This window comes from Pseudomonas muyukensis (assembly GCF_019139535.1).
GTDB classification, from domain to species: Bacteria; Pseudomonadota; Gammaproteobacteria; order Pseudomonadales; family Pseudomonadaceae; genus Aquipseudomonas; species Aquipseudomonas muyukensis.
The window spans coordinates 714,978-731,539 of record NZ_CP077073.1 but is presented as its reverse complement, the minus strand read 5'-3'; the positions used below and the strand labels follow the sequence as shown (position 1 = coordinate 731,539).

The window sequence follows — 16,562 nt, the reverse complement described above, 5'->3', positions numbered from 1 at the left end:
CTCAGGATGAATTGCCGGGCATTCTAGCGGCAATTCAGCGTTTCTTGATGAAGCCGTAGATCACCAGCAGGATGATCGCGCCGACCAGGGCGCCGAAGAAGCCTGCGGCCTGCCCGGCCTGGTAGATGCCCAGTGCCTGCCCGCCATAGGTGGCGGCCAGCGAGCCGGCAATGCCGAGGAGGATGGTCATGATCCAGCCCATGCTGTCGTCCCCGGGTTTCAGGAAGCGCGCCAGCAGGCCGACGATCAGGCCGATGAAGATGGTTCCAATGATGCCCATGGCAATCCCTCTGTGGTGAAGATGGAACAAGCCAAAGCCTAGTCAGCGCTTTGGCTTGTTGCCATCTCAGAGCGGCATTGCCTGGCAGAAGTTCGATCAGCCGGCGATCAACGCCTCTACTTCGGCAATCTTGGCCTTGAGCGTGGCCATGTCGGCGCAGCGCAGGGTGGCATGGCCGACCTTGCGACCGACCTTGAACGCCTTGCCATAGTGGTGCAGGTGGCAGTCGTCGATGGCGATGACCTTGTCCACCGCCGGTACTGCGCCGATGAAGTTGAGCATGGCGCTTTCGCCGACCTTGGCGGTCGAGCCCAGCGGCAGGCCGGCCACGGCGCGCAGGTGGTTCTCGAACTGGCTGCACTCGCTGCCTTCGATGGTCCAGTGCCCGGAGTTGTGCACGCGCGGGGCGATCTCGTTGGCCTTCAGGCCGCCGTCGACCTCGAAGAACTCGAAGGCCATCACGCCGACATAGTCGAGCTTTTGCAGCACACGGCCGACATAGTCCTCGGCCAGGGCCTGCAGCGGGTGCGCCTCACTGGCCACCGACAGTTTGAGGATGCCGCTGTCGTGGGTGTTGTGCACCAGCGGGTAGAACCGCGTTTCGCCATCACGGGCACGCACAGCCACCAGCGAGACCTCGCCGGTGAACGGCACGAAGCCTTCCAGCAGGCACGGCACGCTGCCCAGCTCGGCGAAGGTGTCGATCACGTCCTCGGGCTTGCGCAGGACTTTCTGGCCCTTGCCGTCATAGCCCAGGGTACGGGTCTTGAGCACGGCCGGCAGGCCGATGCTGGCCACGGCGGCGTCGAGATCGGCTTGCGAAAGGATGTCGGCGAACGCCGGGGTCGGGATGCCCAGGTCGCGGAACAGGCTCTTTTCGAACAGGCGGTCGCGGGCGATCCGCAGCGCTTCGGCGCTCGGGTACACCGGCACGAACTGCGAGAGGAAGGCGACGGTTTCGGCCGGCACGCTCTCGAACTCGAAGGTCACCAGGTCGACTTCGTCGGCCAGCTGGCGCAGGTGGTCCTGGTCGCCGTAGTCGGCGCGCAGGTGCTCGCCCAGCGGTGCGGCGCAGGCGTCCGGCGCCGGGTCGAGGAAGGCGAAGTTCATGCCCAGCGGGGTGCCCGCCAGGGCCAGCATGCGGCCCAGCTGGCCACCACCGATTACACCGATCTTCATATCTTCAGCCTCAAGCCTGACGCGGGTCTGGATTGTCCAGCACGGTGTCGGTCTGCTCGGTGCGGAACTGCTTGAGCGCCGCGTGGAACTGCGGGTGCTTGGCGCCGAGGATGCTCGCCGAGAGCAACGCCGCGTTGATCGCGCCGGCCTTGCCGATGGCCAGGGTGGCGACCGGTACGCCGGCCGGCATCTGCACGATCGACAGCAGCGAGTCGACACCCGACAGCATCGACGACTGCACCGGCACGCCCAGCACTGGCAAGTGGGTCTTGGCGGCGCACATGCCTGGCAGGTGGGCAGCGCCACCGGCACCGGCGATGATCACCTCGATGCCGCGGCCCTCGGCCTCCTCGGCGTACTGGAACAGCAGGTCCGGCGTGCGGTGGGCGGAAACCACCTTCACTTCGTAGGGAATGCCGAGTTTTTCCAGCATATCGGCGGTGTGGCTAAGGGTGGACCAATCGGACTTGGAGCCCATGATCACGCCAACCAGTGCACTCATCGTCGAGCCTCTTCGCTTGTGCGCCCGCAGGCGCGTCAAAAAACAACAAGCCACGCGGGACGACCGGCGTGGCTTGTTTGCTGATCATGACCGGATCTATCCGGTCGAGGGGCCGCGCAGTATAGCGTAACGATGGACGATCACGGCACCCCCGGCGACCAACTGTCGCCCTTATTTTTCGGGGGTTTGGCTGACTTTCGGGTCAACTGAACCACCCTCCAGCTTGCGCCACAGCAAGCGCACGTTGGCCTTGCGCACCAGGGCGCAGCGGTACAGGCGGATTTCCAGCGGCACATGCCACTGGCTGCCACCACAGATCGCCAGCTCGCCCCGCTCCAGTTCGCCGCGCATCGACAGCTTCGGTACCCAGGCGATGCCCATGCCTTCCAGGGCCATGCTCTTGAGGCTGTCGGCCATGGCAGTCTCATAGACAGTGGTATAGCGCAGGTTGCGCTGGCGCAGCAGCAGGTTGACCGAACGGCCGAGGAAGGCGCCGGCACTATAGGCCAGCAGCGGCACGCTGCCGTCACCCTCCAGGTCGAACAACGGCTTGCCGTCGGCGCCCACCGCGCACACCGGAAGCATTTCGGTGTTGCCCATATGCAAGGAAGGGAAGATCTCGGCGTCCATCTGCAGCGCCGCGTCCGGGTCGTAGAACGCCAGCATCAGGTCGCAGCCACCCTCGCGCAGGGCATGCACCGCATCTCCGACGTTAGTCGCAACCAGGCGGGTGGCGATGTTCAACCCATCGTTGCGCAGCTGCGCCACCCAACGGGGGAAAAAACCCGATGCCAGCGAATGCGCAGCGGCCACCTGGATCACCTCGCCCTGGCCACCTTCGAGGTGGTGCAAGTGGCGAAGCACTTCGCTCAACTGGTCGACAACGGTGCGCGCGGTAACCAGAAACAGCTGCCCGGCCTCGGTCAATTCGATGGGGGTGCGGGAACGATTCACCAAGGTCAGCCCCAGCGCCGCCTCCAGGCTGCGAATGCGCCGGCTGAAGGCCGGCTGGGTGACGAAGCGGCGCTCGGCCGCCTGCGAAAAACTACGGGTAGAGGCCAGGGCACTGAAGTCTTCCAGCCACTTGCTTTCGAGGTTCATCGACTACTCCGCAACGCGTGCACCAAAATGGAACACGCTCGATTGTCAATCGGCGTCACATCAAACCGTATGCCGTTTGCGCATAGGTTAGCGTGCAACAGCATTGGCCGCAAAATCTGCGCAGCCCTAGGATTGGCGCCATTCCGGCAGGTGCCGGGTCAAAATCGAGATGATATCTATCATGTCTTCCGCTGCATCGTTCCGCGTCGAAAAAGATCTGCTTGGTACCCTTGAAGTCCCTGCCGATGCCTACTACGGCATCCAGACCCTGCGCGCTGCCAACAACTTCCACCTCTCCGGCGTTCCGCTGTCGCACTACCCGAAACTGGTAGTCGGCCTGGCGATGGTCAAGCAGGCCGCTGCTGACGCCAACCGTGAGCTGGGGCACCTGAGCGATGCCAAGCACGCTGCCATCAGCGCAGCCTGTGCCCGCCTGATCAAGGGTGACTTCCACGAACAGTTCGTGGTGGACATGATCCAGGGCGGTGCCGGCACCTCCACCAACATGAACGCCAACGAAGTCATCGCCAACGTCGCGCTGGAGCACATGGGCCACCAGAAAGGTGAGTACCAGTACCTGCACCCGAACAACGACGTGAACATGGCGCAGTCGACCAACGACGCCTACCCGACCGCAATCCGTCTGGGCCTGCTGCTGGGCCACGACGCCCTGCTGGCCAGCCTCGACAGCCTGATCCAGGCCTTCGCTGCCAAGGGTAAAGAGTTCGACCACGTCCTGAAGATGGGCCGTACCCAGCTGCAAGACGCCGTGCCGATGACCCTGGGCCAGGAATTCCGCGCCTTCGCCACCACCATGACCGAAGACCTGCAGCGCCTGCGCTCGCTGGCCCCGGAACTGCTGACCGAAATCAACCTGGGCGGCACCGCCATCGGCACCGGCATCAACGCCGACCCTGGCTACCAGGCCCTGGCCGTGCAGCGCCTGGCGACCATCAGCGGCCAGCCGCTGGTCCCGGCCGCCGACCTGATCGAAGCCACCTCCGACATGGGCGCCTTCGTGCTGTTCTCCGGCATGCTCAAGCGCACCGCGGTCAAGCTGTCGAAGATCTGCAACGACCTGCGCCTGCTGTCCAGCGGCCCACGCACCGGCATCAACGAGATCAACCTGCCGGCGCGCCAGCCAGGCAGCTCGATCATGCCAGGCAAGGTCAACCCGGTGATCCCCGAGGCCGTCAACCAGGTGGCCTTCGCCATCATGGGCAACGACCTGGCCCTGACCGTCGCCGCCGAAGGTGGCCAGCTGCAGCTGAACGTGATGGAACCGCTGATCGCCTACAAGATCTTCGACTCGATCCGCCTGCTGCAACGCGCCATGGACATGCTGCGCGAACACTGCATCGTCGGCATCACCGCCAACGAACAGCGCTGCCGTGAACTGGTCGAGCACTCGATCGGCCTGGTCACCGCCCTGAACCCGTACATCGGCTACGAAAACGCCACCCGTATCGCCCGCGTCGCCCTGGAAACCGGCCGCGGCGTGCTGGAACTGGTGCGCGAAGAGAAGCTGCTGGACGAAGCGATGCTCAACGACATCCTGCGTCCGGAAAACATGATCGCTCCCCGTCTGGTTCCGCTGAAGGCGTAACCCAGGCCGCTGCAAACAGTCTCACCAGGTCGAGGGACTAGACACCTCTCAACCTTTCAAGGGCCCGAGCGCACGCTCCGGGCCCTTTTTTTTATGCCTGCACTTCAACTCCTGCGCGATCCTTGTAGGAGCGGCCTTGTGTCGCGAAAGGGCTGCATAGCAGCCCCGGGATTTCAGCATTGACGCAACGATCGTCGGGGCCGCTTTGCGGCCCTTTCGCGACACAAGGCCGCTCCTACAGGGGTTGTGCGTCTCGAGCGGCATATAACTTGCTCTCTGAAGCTTCTCAGCCCAACGGGATGCCGAGCATGCTGCACAGCCACCTCACCACCCTCAACGCGGTTTCGCTGATCCTCAAGGTGTTCCAGGAGGACGGCGTCGACCCGCAGCAGATGCTCGCCGGCAGCGGCATTGGCCCGGCCGACCTGGGCCACGCCGACGCCCGCATCACCACCCAGCAGGAACTGCAGGTCTGCGCCAACGCCGTGGCCCGCCGCGCGGACATCGGCCTGGAGCTGGGCCGGCGCATGCATGTGTCGTGCTACGGCATGCTCGGTTACGCCCTGCTCTCCAGTGCCACTTTGGGTGACGCCCTGCGCCTGGCGCTGCGCTTTCCGGCACTGCTGGGAACAGTCTTCCAGCTGCGCCTGGTGGACGATGGCCAGCGCATCTGGCTCAGCGCCAGCGAGCACTACGACGCGCCGGGCCTGGCCGCGTTCAATGCCGAGTTCTGCCTGGGGTCGCTCAAGGTGATCTGCGACGACCTGCTGGGGCGCCCGCTGCCGTTGCTGGCGGCGCGCTTCGAACACCCCCGCCCCGGTTACCACGCGCTCTACGCCGGTGCATTCGCCTGCCCGCAGGGTTTCGATGCGGGCGACAACGCCTTCGCCTTCGAACGGCGCTGGCTGGACATGCCGCTGCCGCTGGCCGACCCGATCACCCACAAGGCGATGAGTGAACGCTGCCGGCGTTTGAACCTGGAGTTCACCGGGCGCCAGGCCTGGTTGGGGCGGATTCGCCAGCTGCTGCTCCAGCAGCTGGAGGCGGCGCCCGGGCTGGAGGGCCTGGCGCGGCAGATGAACTGCTCGTCGCGCACCTTGCGCCGGCACTTGCAGGCGTTGGGCAGCAGTTATCAACAGCTGCTCGACGAGCTGCGCTTCGAACGGGCCAAGCAATTGCTGGCCGAGGACCAGATGCCGATCTACCGTATCGCCGAAAGCCTCGGCTTCAGCGAAACCGCGAGTTTTCGCCATGCCTTCCAGCGCTGGAGCGGCGTGGCGCCCAGCCATTTTCGCGGTTGACCGGTACCGGCCTCATCGCGGGGCAAGCCCGTGATTGGGTCGGCCAGGATGGCTTGGCCACATCGATCCCCTTTTGGCCGTTCCCATCGTTCTCCCTCACCTGGCAGCCCAGCACAATTGCTCCACGCCAGCCCTACCGGAGAACAATAAATGCTGACGATCTATTCCGATGACCACCGTCTGCACCATGGCCGCTGCGAGCTGATCGACGGCAAGCTGATGCCCTGCTTCGAAATGCCCTCCCGTGCCGACCACGTCCTGGAGCAGGTCAAGCAGCGCAACCTCGGCCCTGTGCAGGGGCCCAACGATTTCGGTCGTACCCCGCTGCAGCGCATTCACAGTGCCGGCTACCTGGACTTCTTCGAAGGCGCCTGGGCCCGCTGGGCGGCCCTCGGCCAGCAAGGCGACCTGCTGCCATTCACCTGGCCCGCACGCACCCTGCGCCAGGTCAAGCCCAGCGGCCTGCACGGCGAGCTCGGCTACTACAGCTTCGACGCCGGCGCGCCGATCACCGCCGGTACCTGGCAGGCCGCCTACAGCGCCGCCCAAGTGGCGCTGACCGCGCAGGCCGCGATCCAGCAAGGCGCCCGCGCGGCCTTCGCCCTGTGTCGCCCGCCTGGGCACCACGCCGCCGCCGAGGTGATGGGCGGCTACTGCTACCTGAACAACGCCGCCATCGCCGCCCAGGCCTTCCTCGACCAGGGCCGGCGCAAGGTGGCCATCCTCGATGTCGACTACCACCACGGCAACGGCACCCAGGACATCTTCTACGCCCGCAACGATGTGTTCTTCGCCTCGATCCACGGCGACCCGCAGGACGAGTTCCCGTTTTTCCTCGGCTATGCCGACGAAACCGGCGAAGGCCCGGGTGAAGGCTGCAACATCAACTACCCGTTGCCCACCGGTAGCGATTGGAGCGCCTGGAGCGCCGCCCTGGAAGACGCCTGCCAGCGCATCGAGCGCTATGACCCCGAGGTGCTGGTGATCTCCCTTGGCGTGGATACGTTCAAGGACGATCCGATCTCCCAGTTCAAGCTGGACAGCCCGGATTACCTGGCCATGGGCGAGCGCATCGGCAGGCTCGGCAAGCCCACCCTGTTCGTGATGGAAGGTGGCTATGCCGTGGCACAAATCGGCATCAACGCGGTCAATGTGCTGGAAGGCTTCCAGCACGCCCAGCCAGGAGCCTGAACATGGTCCGACTCAAGCGTCTGCTCGCCCCGCTCATCGCCACCGGCCTGCTCGCCGGCGCGCTCCAGGCCCATGCCGACCAGCGCACCTTGCGGGTCTTCAACTGGTTTGACTACATCACTCCGCAGACCCTCACCGGTTTCCAGCAAGACAGCGGCGTGAAACTGGTCTACGACATCTTCGACACCAACGAGGCACTGGAGGCCAAGCTGCTCACCGGCAACTCCGGCTATGACGTGGTGGTGCCCTCCAACGTGTTCCTTGCCAAACAGATCGAAGCCGGTGTGTTCCAGCCGCTGGACCGCGCCAAGCTGCCCAACTGGCAGCATTTGGACCCGGCGCTGATGAAGCTGATCGAGAGCAACGACCCCGGCAACCAGCACGCGGTGCCCTACATGTACGGCACCGTGCTGATCGGCTTCAACCCCGCCAAGGTCAAGGCGGCGCTGGGCGATGACGCGCCGCTGGACAGCTGGGAGCTGATCTTCAAGGAACAGAACATCGCCAAGCTCAAGCAGTGCGGCGTGGCGCTGCTCGACTCCCCTTCGGAGATCCTGCCGCTGGCCCTCGCCTACCTGGGCCTGGACCCCAACAGCGGCAAGCCGGCGGACTACCAGAAGGCCCAGGATCTGCTGCTGAAGATTCGCCCGTACATCACCTACTTCCACTCTTCCAAGTACATGGCCGACATGGCCAATGGCGACATCTGCGTGGCGGTGGGTTATTCGGGCAGTTTCTCCCAGGCCGCCAACCGGGCGCGCGAGGCGAACAACGGCGTGGTGGTGGACATGCGCCTGCCCAGGGAAGGCGCGCCGATCTGGTTCGACATGCTGGCGATCCCGAAGAACGCGGCCAACCCGCAGGATGCCCACGCCTTCATCAATTACCTGCTACGCCCCGAGGTCATCGCCCCGATCAGCGATTTCGTCGGTTACCCCAACCCGAACAAGGACGCCACCGACAAGGTCAGCCCGGCGATCCGCAACAACTCCAACCTGTACCCGACGGCAGAGGCGATGGCCAAGCTGTACACCCTCAAGCCGTTGCCGCGGGATGCCGAACGGGCGCGGACCAGGGCCTGGACCAAGATCAAGTCCGGGACCTGAAAAGCATCGCGGGGGCAAGCCTGCTCCTGTGCATGGCATGCGTGGCAGCGGGCTTGCCCCCGCGATCGCTATCTCCAGGCCTTGCGCAGGCGCATCAACGCGTCCGCCACCTGGGCTTGCGGCACTGCGGCAAACCCCAGCACCAGCCCCGCGCGTTTATCCACAGGCACCTGGCTGTCCTCCAGCCAGAATGAGCTCAGCGGATTCACCTCCACCCCGACCGCCTGCGCCTGGGCTACCAGGGCCTGCTCCCGCGCAAAGTTATCCACATCCACTTTCACATGCAGCCCCGCCGCCACCTCCGGCATCGCCCCCAACCCCGGCACATCCAGCGGCCAGCCGGCCATCAGCACATCGCGCCGCGCCAACGCCGCCCGCCGCATCCGCCGGATGTGCCGCTGGAAATGCCCCAGGGCCATGAACTGCGCCATCACCCACTGGGTGCCCACCTCCGAGTGGCGCACCGCCAAGGCCCGACCACGGCTGAATGCCTGCACCAGGTGCCTGGGCAGTACCAGGTAGCCCAGGCGCAGCGCGGGGAAGGCAATCTTGCCGAAGGTGCCGACATACAGCACCCGGCCTTGCCGATCCAAGGTCGCCAGCGGTGCCAGTGGCGCGCCGCTGTAGCGGTACTCGCCGTCATAGTCGTCCTCGATGATCCAGGCCTGTTCCCGCTCGGCCCAGGCCAGCAGCGCCAGGCGCCTAGCCAGGCTCATGGTGACCCCCGTCGGGTACTGGTGGGCCGGCGTCACATAGGCCAAGCGGCAGTCCGCCAGGCCCGTGCAATCCATGCCCTCGTCGTCCACCGGCATGCCCCTGAGCTGTGCCCCGGCCAGGGCAAACGCGTGCCCCGCCGCGCGGTACCCAGGGTTTTCCACAGCCACGGCGTCGCCCGACTGCAACAGCAACTGTGCACAAAGGCTGATGGCCTCCTGGGCGCCATGGGTGATCAAAATTTGTTCAGCCGTGCAGGAGAGCCCCCGCGAACGGCGCAAGTAAGTGGCAATCAGCTCACGCAGCGCCAGCTCCCCCGCCGGGTCGCCGTAGCCGAGCGCCGAAGGATCGGGGTTTCGCCAGAAACCCGCATGCAGCTTGGCCCACACATCGAACGGGAACAGATCGTAGGCCGGCACGCCCACCCGGAATGCACGTGGAGCCCCACTTTTCGGCGGCGGCAAATGGTGTTCTTTCAGACGCTGCAAGGGCACGCTGACAGCTGCCAAGCTGGATAAATCCTCAGTATCAGAAGGCGAAAATGTGGATAAACCTGTTGATAAACCCAGGGATAACCCTGTGGACAGTTGTGTGGATAGTTTTTCCAGCTGGCTGACATAGGTGCCGTCGCCCACCCGACTTTCAATGAAACCTTCGGCGTACAACTGGTCGTAGGCCCGCACCACGCTATTGCGCGACAACCCCAGGATCGCCGCCAGGTCACGGGTGGCGGGCAAGCGGGTACCACTGCCGAGGCGACCGTCCAGCACCCGCGCGCGCAAGGCCTGGTACAGCTGCTGGCTAAGGCCACGGCGCCGGTCGAGGATGATGCCGGCAGGATCGAACGGCAAGGCATGGGACGCTTCGCGCATGGTATTGGACCTATGAGAACTACCGTAAATGGCTCTTACACAGAACCAATAGCCTGCCTAGCATGAGGTCATTCGACAAGGACCCATCCCATGTACAACAGCAAAGCCCACCAGGAACACGACCTCTGCCGGCTGCACCTGCACATGCAGCAGACCCGCCTGGCCATGCTGGTCAGCCACGGCGAACAGGGCCTGCTGGCCAGCCACTTGCCGGTGCTGCTGGCCCCGGACGAAGGTGAGTTCGGCACCGTCTACGGCCATCTGGCCCGCGCCAATCGCCAGTGGCAGGACCTGGCGCAAGGCGGTGAAGCGCTGCTGGTGTTTCCCGGTGCCGATGCCTATGTCAGCCCAGGCTACTACCCAAGCAAGCACGACAACCCCAGAACGGTGCCTACCTGGAACTACACGGCGGTTCACGCCCATGGCCCGGTCGAAGTCATCCACGACGCCACAGCGTTGCTGGCGATCGTCAGCCGCCTGACCGATCGCCACGAACGGGGGCGCGACACCCCCTGGAAAACCACCGACGCCCCTGCCGACTACCTCGACGGCATGCTCCGCGCCATCGTCGGCATCCGCCTGCCCATCACCCGCCTGCAAGGCGCGCGCAAACTCAGCCAGAACCGTTCGGCCGAGGATATCGCCGGCGTGCGCGCGGGCCTGGCGGCCAGCACCGACTACCTGGACAACCAACTCGCCGCGCAGATGCGCGATCTCTGAAGGAAAAGCCCCATGACCCGCGTTACCTTGCGCCCGGTCGGCGCCGACGACCACCCAGCCTGGCTGCCCCTGTGGCAGGCCTACCTGCGCTTCTACCAGACCGAACTGGCCGACAGCGTCAGCGCCAGTACCTGGCAGCGCCTGCTCGACCCCAACGAGCCGACCCACTCGACACTCGCCTGGGTCGATGGCAAGGCGGTGGGCATGGTCAACTTCATCTACCATCGTTCCAACTGGAGCATCGAGCCTTCCTGCTACCTGCAGGACCTCTACGTCGACAGTACGCAGCGCGGCCTGGGCATCGGCCGCCAACTGATCGAGCAGGTGTACGCCACGGCCAAGGCCGCCGGCTGCAGCAAAGTGCACTGGCTGACCCACGAAACCAACGCCACCGCCATCAGCCTGTACGAGCAGGTTGCCGAGCGCCCGGGCTTCATCCAATTTCGCAAGGCACTGTAGGCCGACCATGAGCGATGCATTGAACTGGACACCTGCCGGTACACCCAAGGCCGAGCCCCTCGCAGGCCGTTTCATCCGCCTGGAGAAGCTCGACCCGGCGCGCCATGGCGACGACCTCTGGGACGTGCTGCAAGGGCCGGGCTCGGACCCGCTGCTGTGGGACTACCTGCCCTATGGCCCGTTCGCCGAACGCGCCAGCTTCCAGCGCTGGCTCGACAACAACGCCGCCAGCCGCGATCCGCTGTTCTACAGCGTGATCGACCGTGCCAGCGGCCAGGTGCAGGGCATCCTCAGCTACATGTCGATCGTGCCCGAGCAGGGCCGCTTCGAGATCGGCCACATCGCCTTCGGCGCGGCCATGCAGCGCTCGCCCAAAGGCACCGAAGCGGTCTACCTGCTGAGCAAGCTGGGCTTCGCGCTGGGCAACCGCCGGCTGGAGTGGAAGTGCAACGACGCCAACGCCCGGTCCAAGCGCGCGGCCGAACGCTTTGGCTTTGTCTTCGAAGGGGTATTTCGCAATCACATGGTGGTCAAGGATCGCAATCGGGACACGGCGTGGTATTCGATCATCGATGCACAATGGCCGGCGGTGGCGGCGGGGTTCGAGTGCTGGTTGAGCGAGGAGAACCAGCAGCCGGGCGGGCAGCTGCGCACGCTGGAGTCGTGTCGCCTGGGCTAATGCCACACCAGGCATGCGGCGTCCCCTGTAGGAGCCGGCCTTGCCGGCGAACACCTGCACCGCGGTGTCTGTTTCGCCAGCAAGGCTGGCTCCTACGGTTTGCCAACGGAGGCGATATCTTCGAGCAAAAAAAGGGGAGCCTTAGCTCCCCAGAGGTTAACCGCTTGCAGATGAAGGCGTCTGTCAGCCTTCGATCTCGATCAGGATCTCGCCCGGCGTCACCCGGTCGCCCTTGGCCACATGGATCGCCACGACCTTGCCGGCGATAGCCGCCTGCACTTCGGTCTCCATCTTCATCGCCTCGGTGATCAGCACCGCCTGGCCGGCCTTGACCACATCGCCTTCCTTGACCAGCACATCGACGATGTTGCCCGGCATGCTGGTACTGACATGGCCCGGCGCGCTGGCTTGCTTGCGCTTGCTGCCGCCACCGCCGACGAACTCGTTGAGCGGCTCGAACACCACTTCTTCGGGCATGCCGTCGATGGACAGGTAGAAGTGGCGCTTGCCTTCGGCCTTGACGCCGACGCCGGTGATGTCGACGCGGTAGGTCTCACCGTGCACGTCGATGACGAACTCGGTGGGCACGCCCTCGCCACCCACCGCAGCGGCGGCACCGGCTTCGGGGATCGGCAGCAGCGCTTCGGGGGTCAGGGTGCCGGCTTCGCGCTCTTCGAGGAACTTGCGCCCGATGTCGGGGAACATGGCGAAGGTCAGCACGTCTTCTTCGTTGTGGGCCAGGGCGCCGATATCGGCGCGCAGCTTGGCCATTTCCGGCTTGAGCAAGTCGGCCGGGCGCACATCGATCACTTCCTCGCTGCCGATGGCCTGACGCCGCAGTTGCTCGTTGACCACACCCGGGGCCTTGCCATAGCCACCCTGCAGGTACAGCTTCACTTCGTTGGTGATGGTCTTGTAGCGCTCGCCGGCCAGCACGTTGAAGAACGCCTGGGTGCCGACGATCTGCGAGGTCGGGGTCACCAGCGGCGGGAAGCCGAGGTCTTCGCGCACCCGCGGGATCTCCGCCAGCACTTCGTTCATGCGGTTGAGCGCGCCCTGCTCCTTGAGCTGGTTGGCCAGGTTGGAAATCATCCCGCCCGGCACCTGGTTGACCTGCACGCGGGTGTCCACGGCGGTGAATTCGCTCTCGAACTGATGGTACTTCTTGCGCACGGCGTAGAAGTACAGGCCGATCTCCTGCAGCAGCTCCAGGTCCAGGCCGGTGTCGAACTCGCTGCCCTTGAGCGCGGCGACCATCGACTCGGTGCCCGGATGGCTGGTGCCCCAGGCGAAGCTGGAGATGGCCGTGTCGATATGGTCGGCGCCGTTTTCCACCGCCTTGAGCTGGCACATGGCGGCCAGGCCGGCGGTGTCATGGGAGTGGATGAACACCGGCAGCGACTGCTCGGCCTTCAGCGCCTTGACCAGCTCGCCGGTGGCGAACGGGGTCAGCAGGCCGGCCATGTCCTTGATCGCCACCGAGTCGCAGCCCATGGCTTCCATCTGCTTGGCCTGCTTCACGAAGGCGTCGATGGTGTGCACCGGGCTGGTGGTGTAGGCGATGGTGCCCTGGGCGTGCTTGCCAGCAGCCTTGACCGCCTCGATGGCCACGCGCAGGTTACGCACGTCGTTCATGGCGTCGAAGATGCGGAACACATCGATGCCGTTGACCGCGGCCTTGGCGACGAAGGCCTTGACCACGTCGTCGCTGTAATGACGGTAGCCCAGCAGGTTCTGCCCACGCAGGAGCATCTGCAGGCGGGTGTTGGGCAGCGCGTTGCGCAACTTGCGCAGGCGTTCCCACGGGTCTTCCTTGAGGAAACGCACGCAGGCGTCGAAGGTGGCGCCACCCCAGACTTCCAGCGACCAGTAGCCGACCTTGTCGAGCTTGTCGCAGATCGGCAGCATGTCTTCGGTGCGCATGCGGGTGGCCAGCAAGGACTGGTGGGCGTCGCGCAGGATCGTGTCGGTAACAAAGATTTTCTTGGACATTATTCGGTTCCTCACAGGCCTGCGTGGGCGGCGATGGCGGCGGCGATGGCCAGGGCCAGCTCTTCGGGTTTGCGCTTGATCGAGTAGTTGGTCAGTTCGGGGTGGCTTTCGACGAAGCTGGTGTTGAACTGACCACTACGGAATTCCGGATTGCGCAGGATTTCCTGGTAGTACGCGGCGGTGGTCTTCACCCCTTGCACGCGCATGTCGTCCAGAGCTCGCAGGCCGCGGTCCATGGCTTCTTCCCAGGTCAACGCCCAGACCACCAGCTTCAGGCACATGGAGTCGTAGAACGGCGGGATGGTGTAGCCGGTGTAGATCGCGGTATCGGTGCGCACGCCCGGACCGCCCGGGGCGTAGTAGCGGGTGATCTTGCCGAAGCTGGGCAGGAAGTTGTTCTTCGGGTCTTCGGCGTTGATGCGAAACTGCAGGGCGTAGCCGCGGTGCTGAATGTCTTCCTGCTTGATCGACAGCGGCAGGCCGGAAGCGATGCGAATCTGCTCACGGACGATATCGATACCGGTGATTTCCTCGGTGATGGTGTGTTCCACCTGCACCCGGGTGTTCATCTCCATGAAGTACACCTCGCCATCGGCGAGCAGGAACTCCACGGTACCGGCGTTCTCGTAGTCCACCGCCTTGGCCGCGCGCACCGCCAGGTCGCCGATGTAGGCGCGCTGTTCTGGGGTCAGCTGCGGGCTCGGGGCGATTTCGATGAGCTTCTGGTTGCGCCGCTGGATCGAGCAGTCGCGCTCGAACAGGTGCACCACGTTGCCGAAGCTGTCACCGAGGATCTGCGCCTCGATGTGCTTGGGATTGACGATGCATTTTTCCAGGAACACTTCCGCCGAGCCGAACGCCTTGGTGGCCTCGGAAATGACACGGGGAAAGTTCTGTTCCAGCTCTTCACGGCTGTTGCAGCGGCGGATGCCACGCCCGCCACCACCGGAGGTGGCCTTGAGCATCACCGGGTAACCGATGCGCTCGCCCTCGCGCAGGGCCTCATGGATATCGGCGACGTTGCCTTCGGTGCCTGGGGTAACTGGCACCCCGGCCGCGATCATGGTGCGGCGTGCCTCGGTCTTGTCGCCCATGCGGCGAATGACGTCGGCGGCCGGGCCGATGAACTTGATTCCGCGTTCGGCGCAGATCTCCGCCAGTTCGGCGTTTTCCGACAGGAAACCATAGCCTGGATGCAGGGCATCGCAGCCGGTCTCGACAGCAAGGTTCACCAGCTTGCGCGGGTTCAGGTAGCCGGCCAGCGGCTCGGCACCGATGCTGTAGGCCTCGTCGGCGCGCTTGACGTGCAAGGCGTGACGGTCGGCGTCGGAATAGATCGCCACAGAGCGAATGCCCATTTCGGCGCAGGCACGCACGATCCGAACTGCGATTTCACCCCGGTTGGCGATCAGGATTTTTTTTATCACTGGAGTCTTCCCAAAGCCGTAGGAACAGACGATCCGGTTCTACCGGTCGGCGCGTGACCAGACGTCGCTGGCCAGTCGCGTATTCACCCTAGCGCTGAAGGTCGATAAACAAAAATCAATATTTGTTAGAGGCAGTATTAGCAAAAGCTTATAGTTAGGTAACAAGGTTTTGCCGGAGCCCAGGGGAAAATGCGTAAGTCCTTGATGCGTATGACTTTGCGTCAATTGCAGATCTTCAACGAGGTGTGTGATCTGCGTTCCTACAGCCGGGCCGCCGAAGAGATGGCGCTGACGCAACCCGCCGTAAGTCTACAGATCCGCCAGCTCGAGGAACTGGTGGGCCAGCCGCTGTTCGAGTACGTCGGCAAGAAGCTCTACCTGACCGAGGCCGCCGAAGCGCTGCAACGCGCCAGCCGCGATATCTTCGGGCGCCTGGAGAACCTCGACATGCAGCTGTCGGACCTGCAGGGCTCACTGCAGGGTCAGCTGAAACTGGCGATCGAGTCCAGCGCCAAGTACTTCGTGCCACACCTGTTCGCCGCCTTCAAGCAACGCCACCCGGAGGTCAACCTGACCCTGACCGTGGTCAACCGGGCCCAGGCGATCCGGCGGCTGTCGGACAACCGCGACGACCTGATCATCATGTCGATGGTGCCCCAGGACATGGGCCTGGAGTTCCTGCCCTTCCTCAACAACCCGATCATCGCGGTGGCGCCGCCGGCGCATCCGCTGTGCCAACTGCCAAGCCTGCGCCTGCAAGACCTCGAGCCTCATACCTTGCTGGTCCGCGAACAAGGCTCGGGGACCCGCAAGGCCTGCGAGGAATACTTCAAGGACAAGCGCGTGCACTTCAGCCAGACCCTGGAGGTGGCCTCCACCGATTCGCAGCGCGAATGCGTGGTGGCCGGGCTGGGCATCGCCCTGCTGACCCGCCATGCGGTGAACCTGGAACTGGCCACCGGGGTGCTCAAGGAGCTGCCGGTGGAGGAGCTGCCGCTGTACCGCAGTTGGTGCATCGTGCAGGCCAAAGCCAAGCGCCAGTCACCGGTGGCCTTGGCCTTCCAGGCGTTCATCCGCAGCGAACGTGCGCAGATCAGCGGGCTTGTTGAGCGTTTTTCGGGGAAGTTGCCGCCGATACCTGCCACACCGTGATGTCCTGCAGTTCGGGGTAGTCGGCCAGCGAGCGCAGCAGTTCGCGACGGTCGCAGTAGCTTTCGATCGCGCGGCGAAACTCCATGCGGCGCTGGTCCTTTTCCTGCTGCTTGCGAGCCTTGGCGTTGGGTTGGTACGAGCCATCGTGTTCACGTGCCATTGCCTGTCTCCCAGATAGGATGCGGGGAGTTTCAGGGTGGGCCTTGGGGTTTACGGTTTCGTGGTGAAAGGGTGACAAAACCGTGAAGCTTGAGGAGAAGGCAACGTGGGAGCGGGCTTGC

General features: G+C 64.5%; 16 protein-coding genes. 8 read left to right on the top strand and 8 right to left on the bottom strand.

Annotation, left to right across the window (positions count from 1 at the left end):
• Nucleotides 1-34: 34 nt before the first annotated feature.
• The 4 genes from KSS95_RS03410 to KSS95_RS03395 all read right to left on the bottom strand — a co-directional run bounded on the left by KSS95_RS03410 (nucleotide 35) and on the right by KSS95_RS03395 (nucleotide 3,062).
• Complete coding sequence (locus KSS95_RS03410) at nucleotides 35-280, bottom strand: GlsB/YeaQ/YmgE family stress response membrane protein (RefSeq protein WP_023629866.1); 246 nt, start codon at nucleotides 278-280, stop codon at nucleotides 35-37.
• Between the two features lie 96 nt (nucleotides 281-376).
• Entirely contained in the window at nucleotides 377-1,459 is a 1,083-nt protein-coding gene (locus KSS95_RS03405; RefSeq protein ID WP_217851679.1) for a 5-(carboxyamino)imidazole ribonucleotide synthase, read from the bottom strand.
• A gap of 10 nt (nucleotides 1,460-1,469) precedes the next feature.
• Nucleotides 1,470-1,961 (bottom strand): 5-(carboxyamino)imidazole ribonucleotide mutase, encoded by a 492-nt coding sequence (gene purE / locus KSS95_RS03400; RefSeq protein ID WP_134689160.1) that lies wholly within the window; start codon nucleotides 1,959-1,961, stop codon nucleotides 1,470-1,472.
• A gap of 171 nt (nucleotides 1,962-2,132) precedes the next feature.
• Nucleotides 2,133-3,062, bottom strand: coding sequence for a LysR substrate-binding domain-containing protein (locus tag KSS95_RS03395; RefSeq protein WP_217851677.1), 930 nt, complete (start codon nucleotides 3,060-3,062; stop codon nucleotides 2,133-2,135).
• Nucleotides 3,063-3,243: 181 nt separating this feature from the next.
• Between KSS95_RS03395 and aspA the strand changes: the two genes are divergently transcribed.
• The 4 genes from aspA (at nucleotide 3,244) to KSS95_RS03375 (ending at nucleotide 8,266) form a co-directional block, all read left to right on the top strand.
• Nucleotides 3,244-4,668 (top strand): aspartate ammonia-lyase, encoded by a 1,425-nt coding sequence (gene aspA, locus KSS95_RS03390; protein ID WP_134689158.1) that lies wholly within the window; start codon nucleotides 3,244-3,246, stop codon nucleotides 4,666-4,668.
• A gap of 308 nt (nucleotides 4,669-4,976) precedes the next feature.
• The gene (locus KSS95_RS03385) at nucleotides 4,977-5,969 is read left to right on the top strand and encodes an AraC family transcriptional regulator (RefSeq protein ID WP_217851675.1); all 993 of its coding nucleotides are present in this window, start codon (nucleotides 4,977-4,979) and stop codon (nucleotides 5,967-5,969) included.
• A 150-nt stretch (nucleotides 5,970-6,119) separates the two neighbouring features.
• Entirely contained in the window at nucleotides 6,120-7,160 is a 1,041-nt protein-coding gene (locus KSS95_RS03380) for a histone deacetylase family protein (RefSeq protein ID WP_217851674.1), read from the top strand.
• A 2-nt stretch (nucleotides 7,161-7,162) separates the two neighbouring features.
• Nucleotides 7,163-8,266: a polyamine ABC transporter substrate-binding protein gene (locus KSS95_RS03375; protein ID WP_217851672.1), complete on the top strand. Its 1,104-nt coding sequence runs from the start codon at nucleotides 7,163-7,165 to the stop codon at nucleotides 8,264-8,266.
• Nucleotides 8,267-8,334: 68 nt separating this feature from the next.
• On the opposite strand, the gene pdxR is transcribed toward KSS95_RS03375, so the two are convergent.
• Complete coding sequence (pdxR, locus tag KSS95_RS03370) at nucleotides 8,335-9,852, bottom strand: MocR-like pyridoxine biosynthesis transcription factor PdxR (protein ID WP_217851670.1); 1,518 nt, start codon at nucleotides 9,850-9,852, stop codon at nucleotides 8,335-8,337.
• Between the two features lie 90 nt (nucleotides 9,853-9,942).
• Here pdxR and KSS95_RS03365 point away from each other — a divergent pair, with 90 nt between their 5' ends.
• The 3 genes from KSS95_RS03365 to KSS95_RS03355 are packed head-to-tail and all read left to right on the top strand — an operon-like array spanning nucleotide 9,943 to nucleotide 11,710.
• Nucleotides 9,943-10,572, top strand: coding sequence for an FMN-binding negative transcriptional regulator (locus KSS95_RS03365; protein ID WP_217851668.1), 630 nt, complete (start codon nucleotides 9,943-9,945; stop codon nucleotides 10,570-10,572).
• A 12-nt stretch (nucleotides 10,573-10,584) separates the two neighbouring features.
• Nucleotides 10,585-11,031 (top strand): GNAT family N-acetyltransferase, encoded by a 447-nt coding sequence (locus tag KSS95_RS03360; protein WP_217851666.1) that lies wholly within the window; start codon nucleotides 10,585-10,587, stop codon nucleotides 11,029-11,031.
• Nucleotides 11,032-11,038: 7 nt separating this feature from the next.
• Entirely contained in the window at nucleotides 11,039-11,710 is a 672-nt protein-coding gene (locus KSS95_RS03355; RefSeq protein ID WP_217851664.1) for a GNAT family N-acetyltransferase, read from the top strand.
• Between the two features lie 183 nt (nucleotides 11,711-11,893).
• Here KSS95_RS03355 and oadA read toward each other — a convergent pair whose 3' ends face one another.
• Both oadA and KSS95_RS03345 read right to left on the bottom strand, forming a co-directional pair.
• Nucleotides 11,894-13,702, bottom strand: coding sequence for a sodium-extruding oxaloacetate decarboxylase subunit alpha (gene oadA / locus KSS95_RS03350; RefSeq protein WP_217851662.1), 1,809 nt, complete (start codon nucleotides 13,700-13,702; stop codon nucleotides 11,894-11,896).
• Nucleotides 13,703-13,713: 11 nt separating this feature from the next.
• A complete protein-coding gene (locus KSS95_RS03345; protein ID WP_217851660.1) occupies nucleotides 13,714-15,129 on the bottom strand; it encodes an acetyl-CoA carboxylase biotin carboxylase subunit in 1,416 nt (471 codons plus the stop codon).
• A gap of 204 nt (nucleotides 15,130-15,333) precedes the next feature.
• Here KSS95_RS03345 and KSS95_RS03340 point away from each other — a divergent pair, with 204 nt between their 5' ends.
• Nucleotides 15,334-16,281: a LysR family transcriptional regulator gene (locus tag KSS95_RS03340; protein WP_217853923.1), complete on the top strand. Its 948-nt coding sequence runs from the start codon at nucleotides 15,334-15,336 to the stop codon at nucleotides 16,279-16,281.
• Here the strand turns inward: KSS95_RS03340 and KSS95_RS03335 are convergent.
• Nucleotides 16,223-16,441, bottom strand: a complete 219-nt coding sequence (locus KSS95_RS03335; protein WP_125861177.1) for a PA3496 family putative envelope integrity protein — start codon at nucleotides 16,439-16,441, stop codon at nucleotides 16,223-16,225. The two genes, KSS95_RS03340 and KSS95_RS03335, sit on opposite strands and share 59 nt — an antisense overlap.
• Nucleotides 16,442-16,562: the final 121 nt, after the last annotated feature.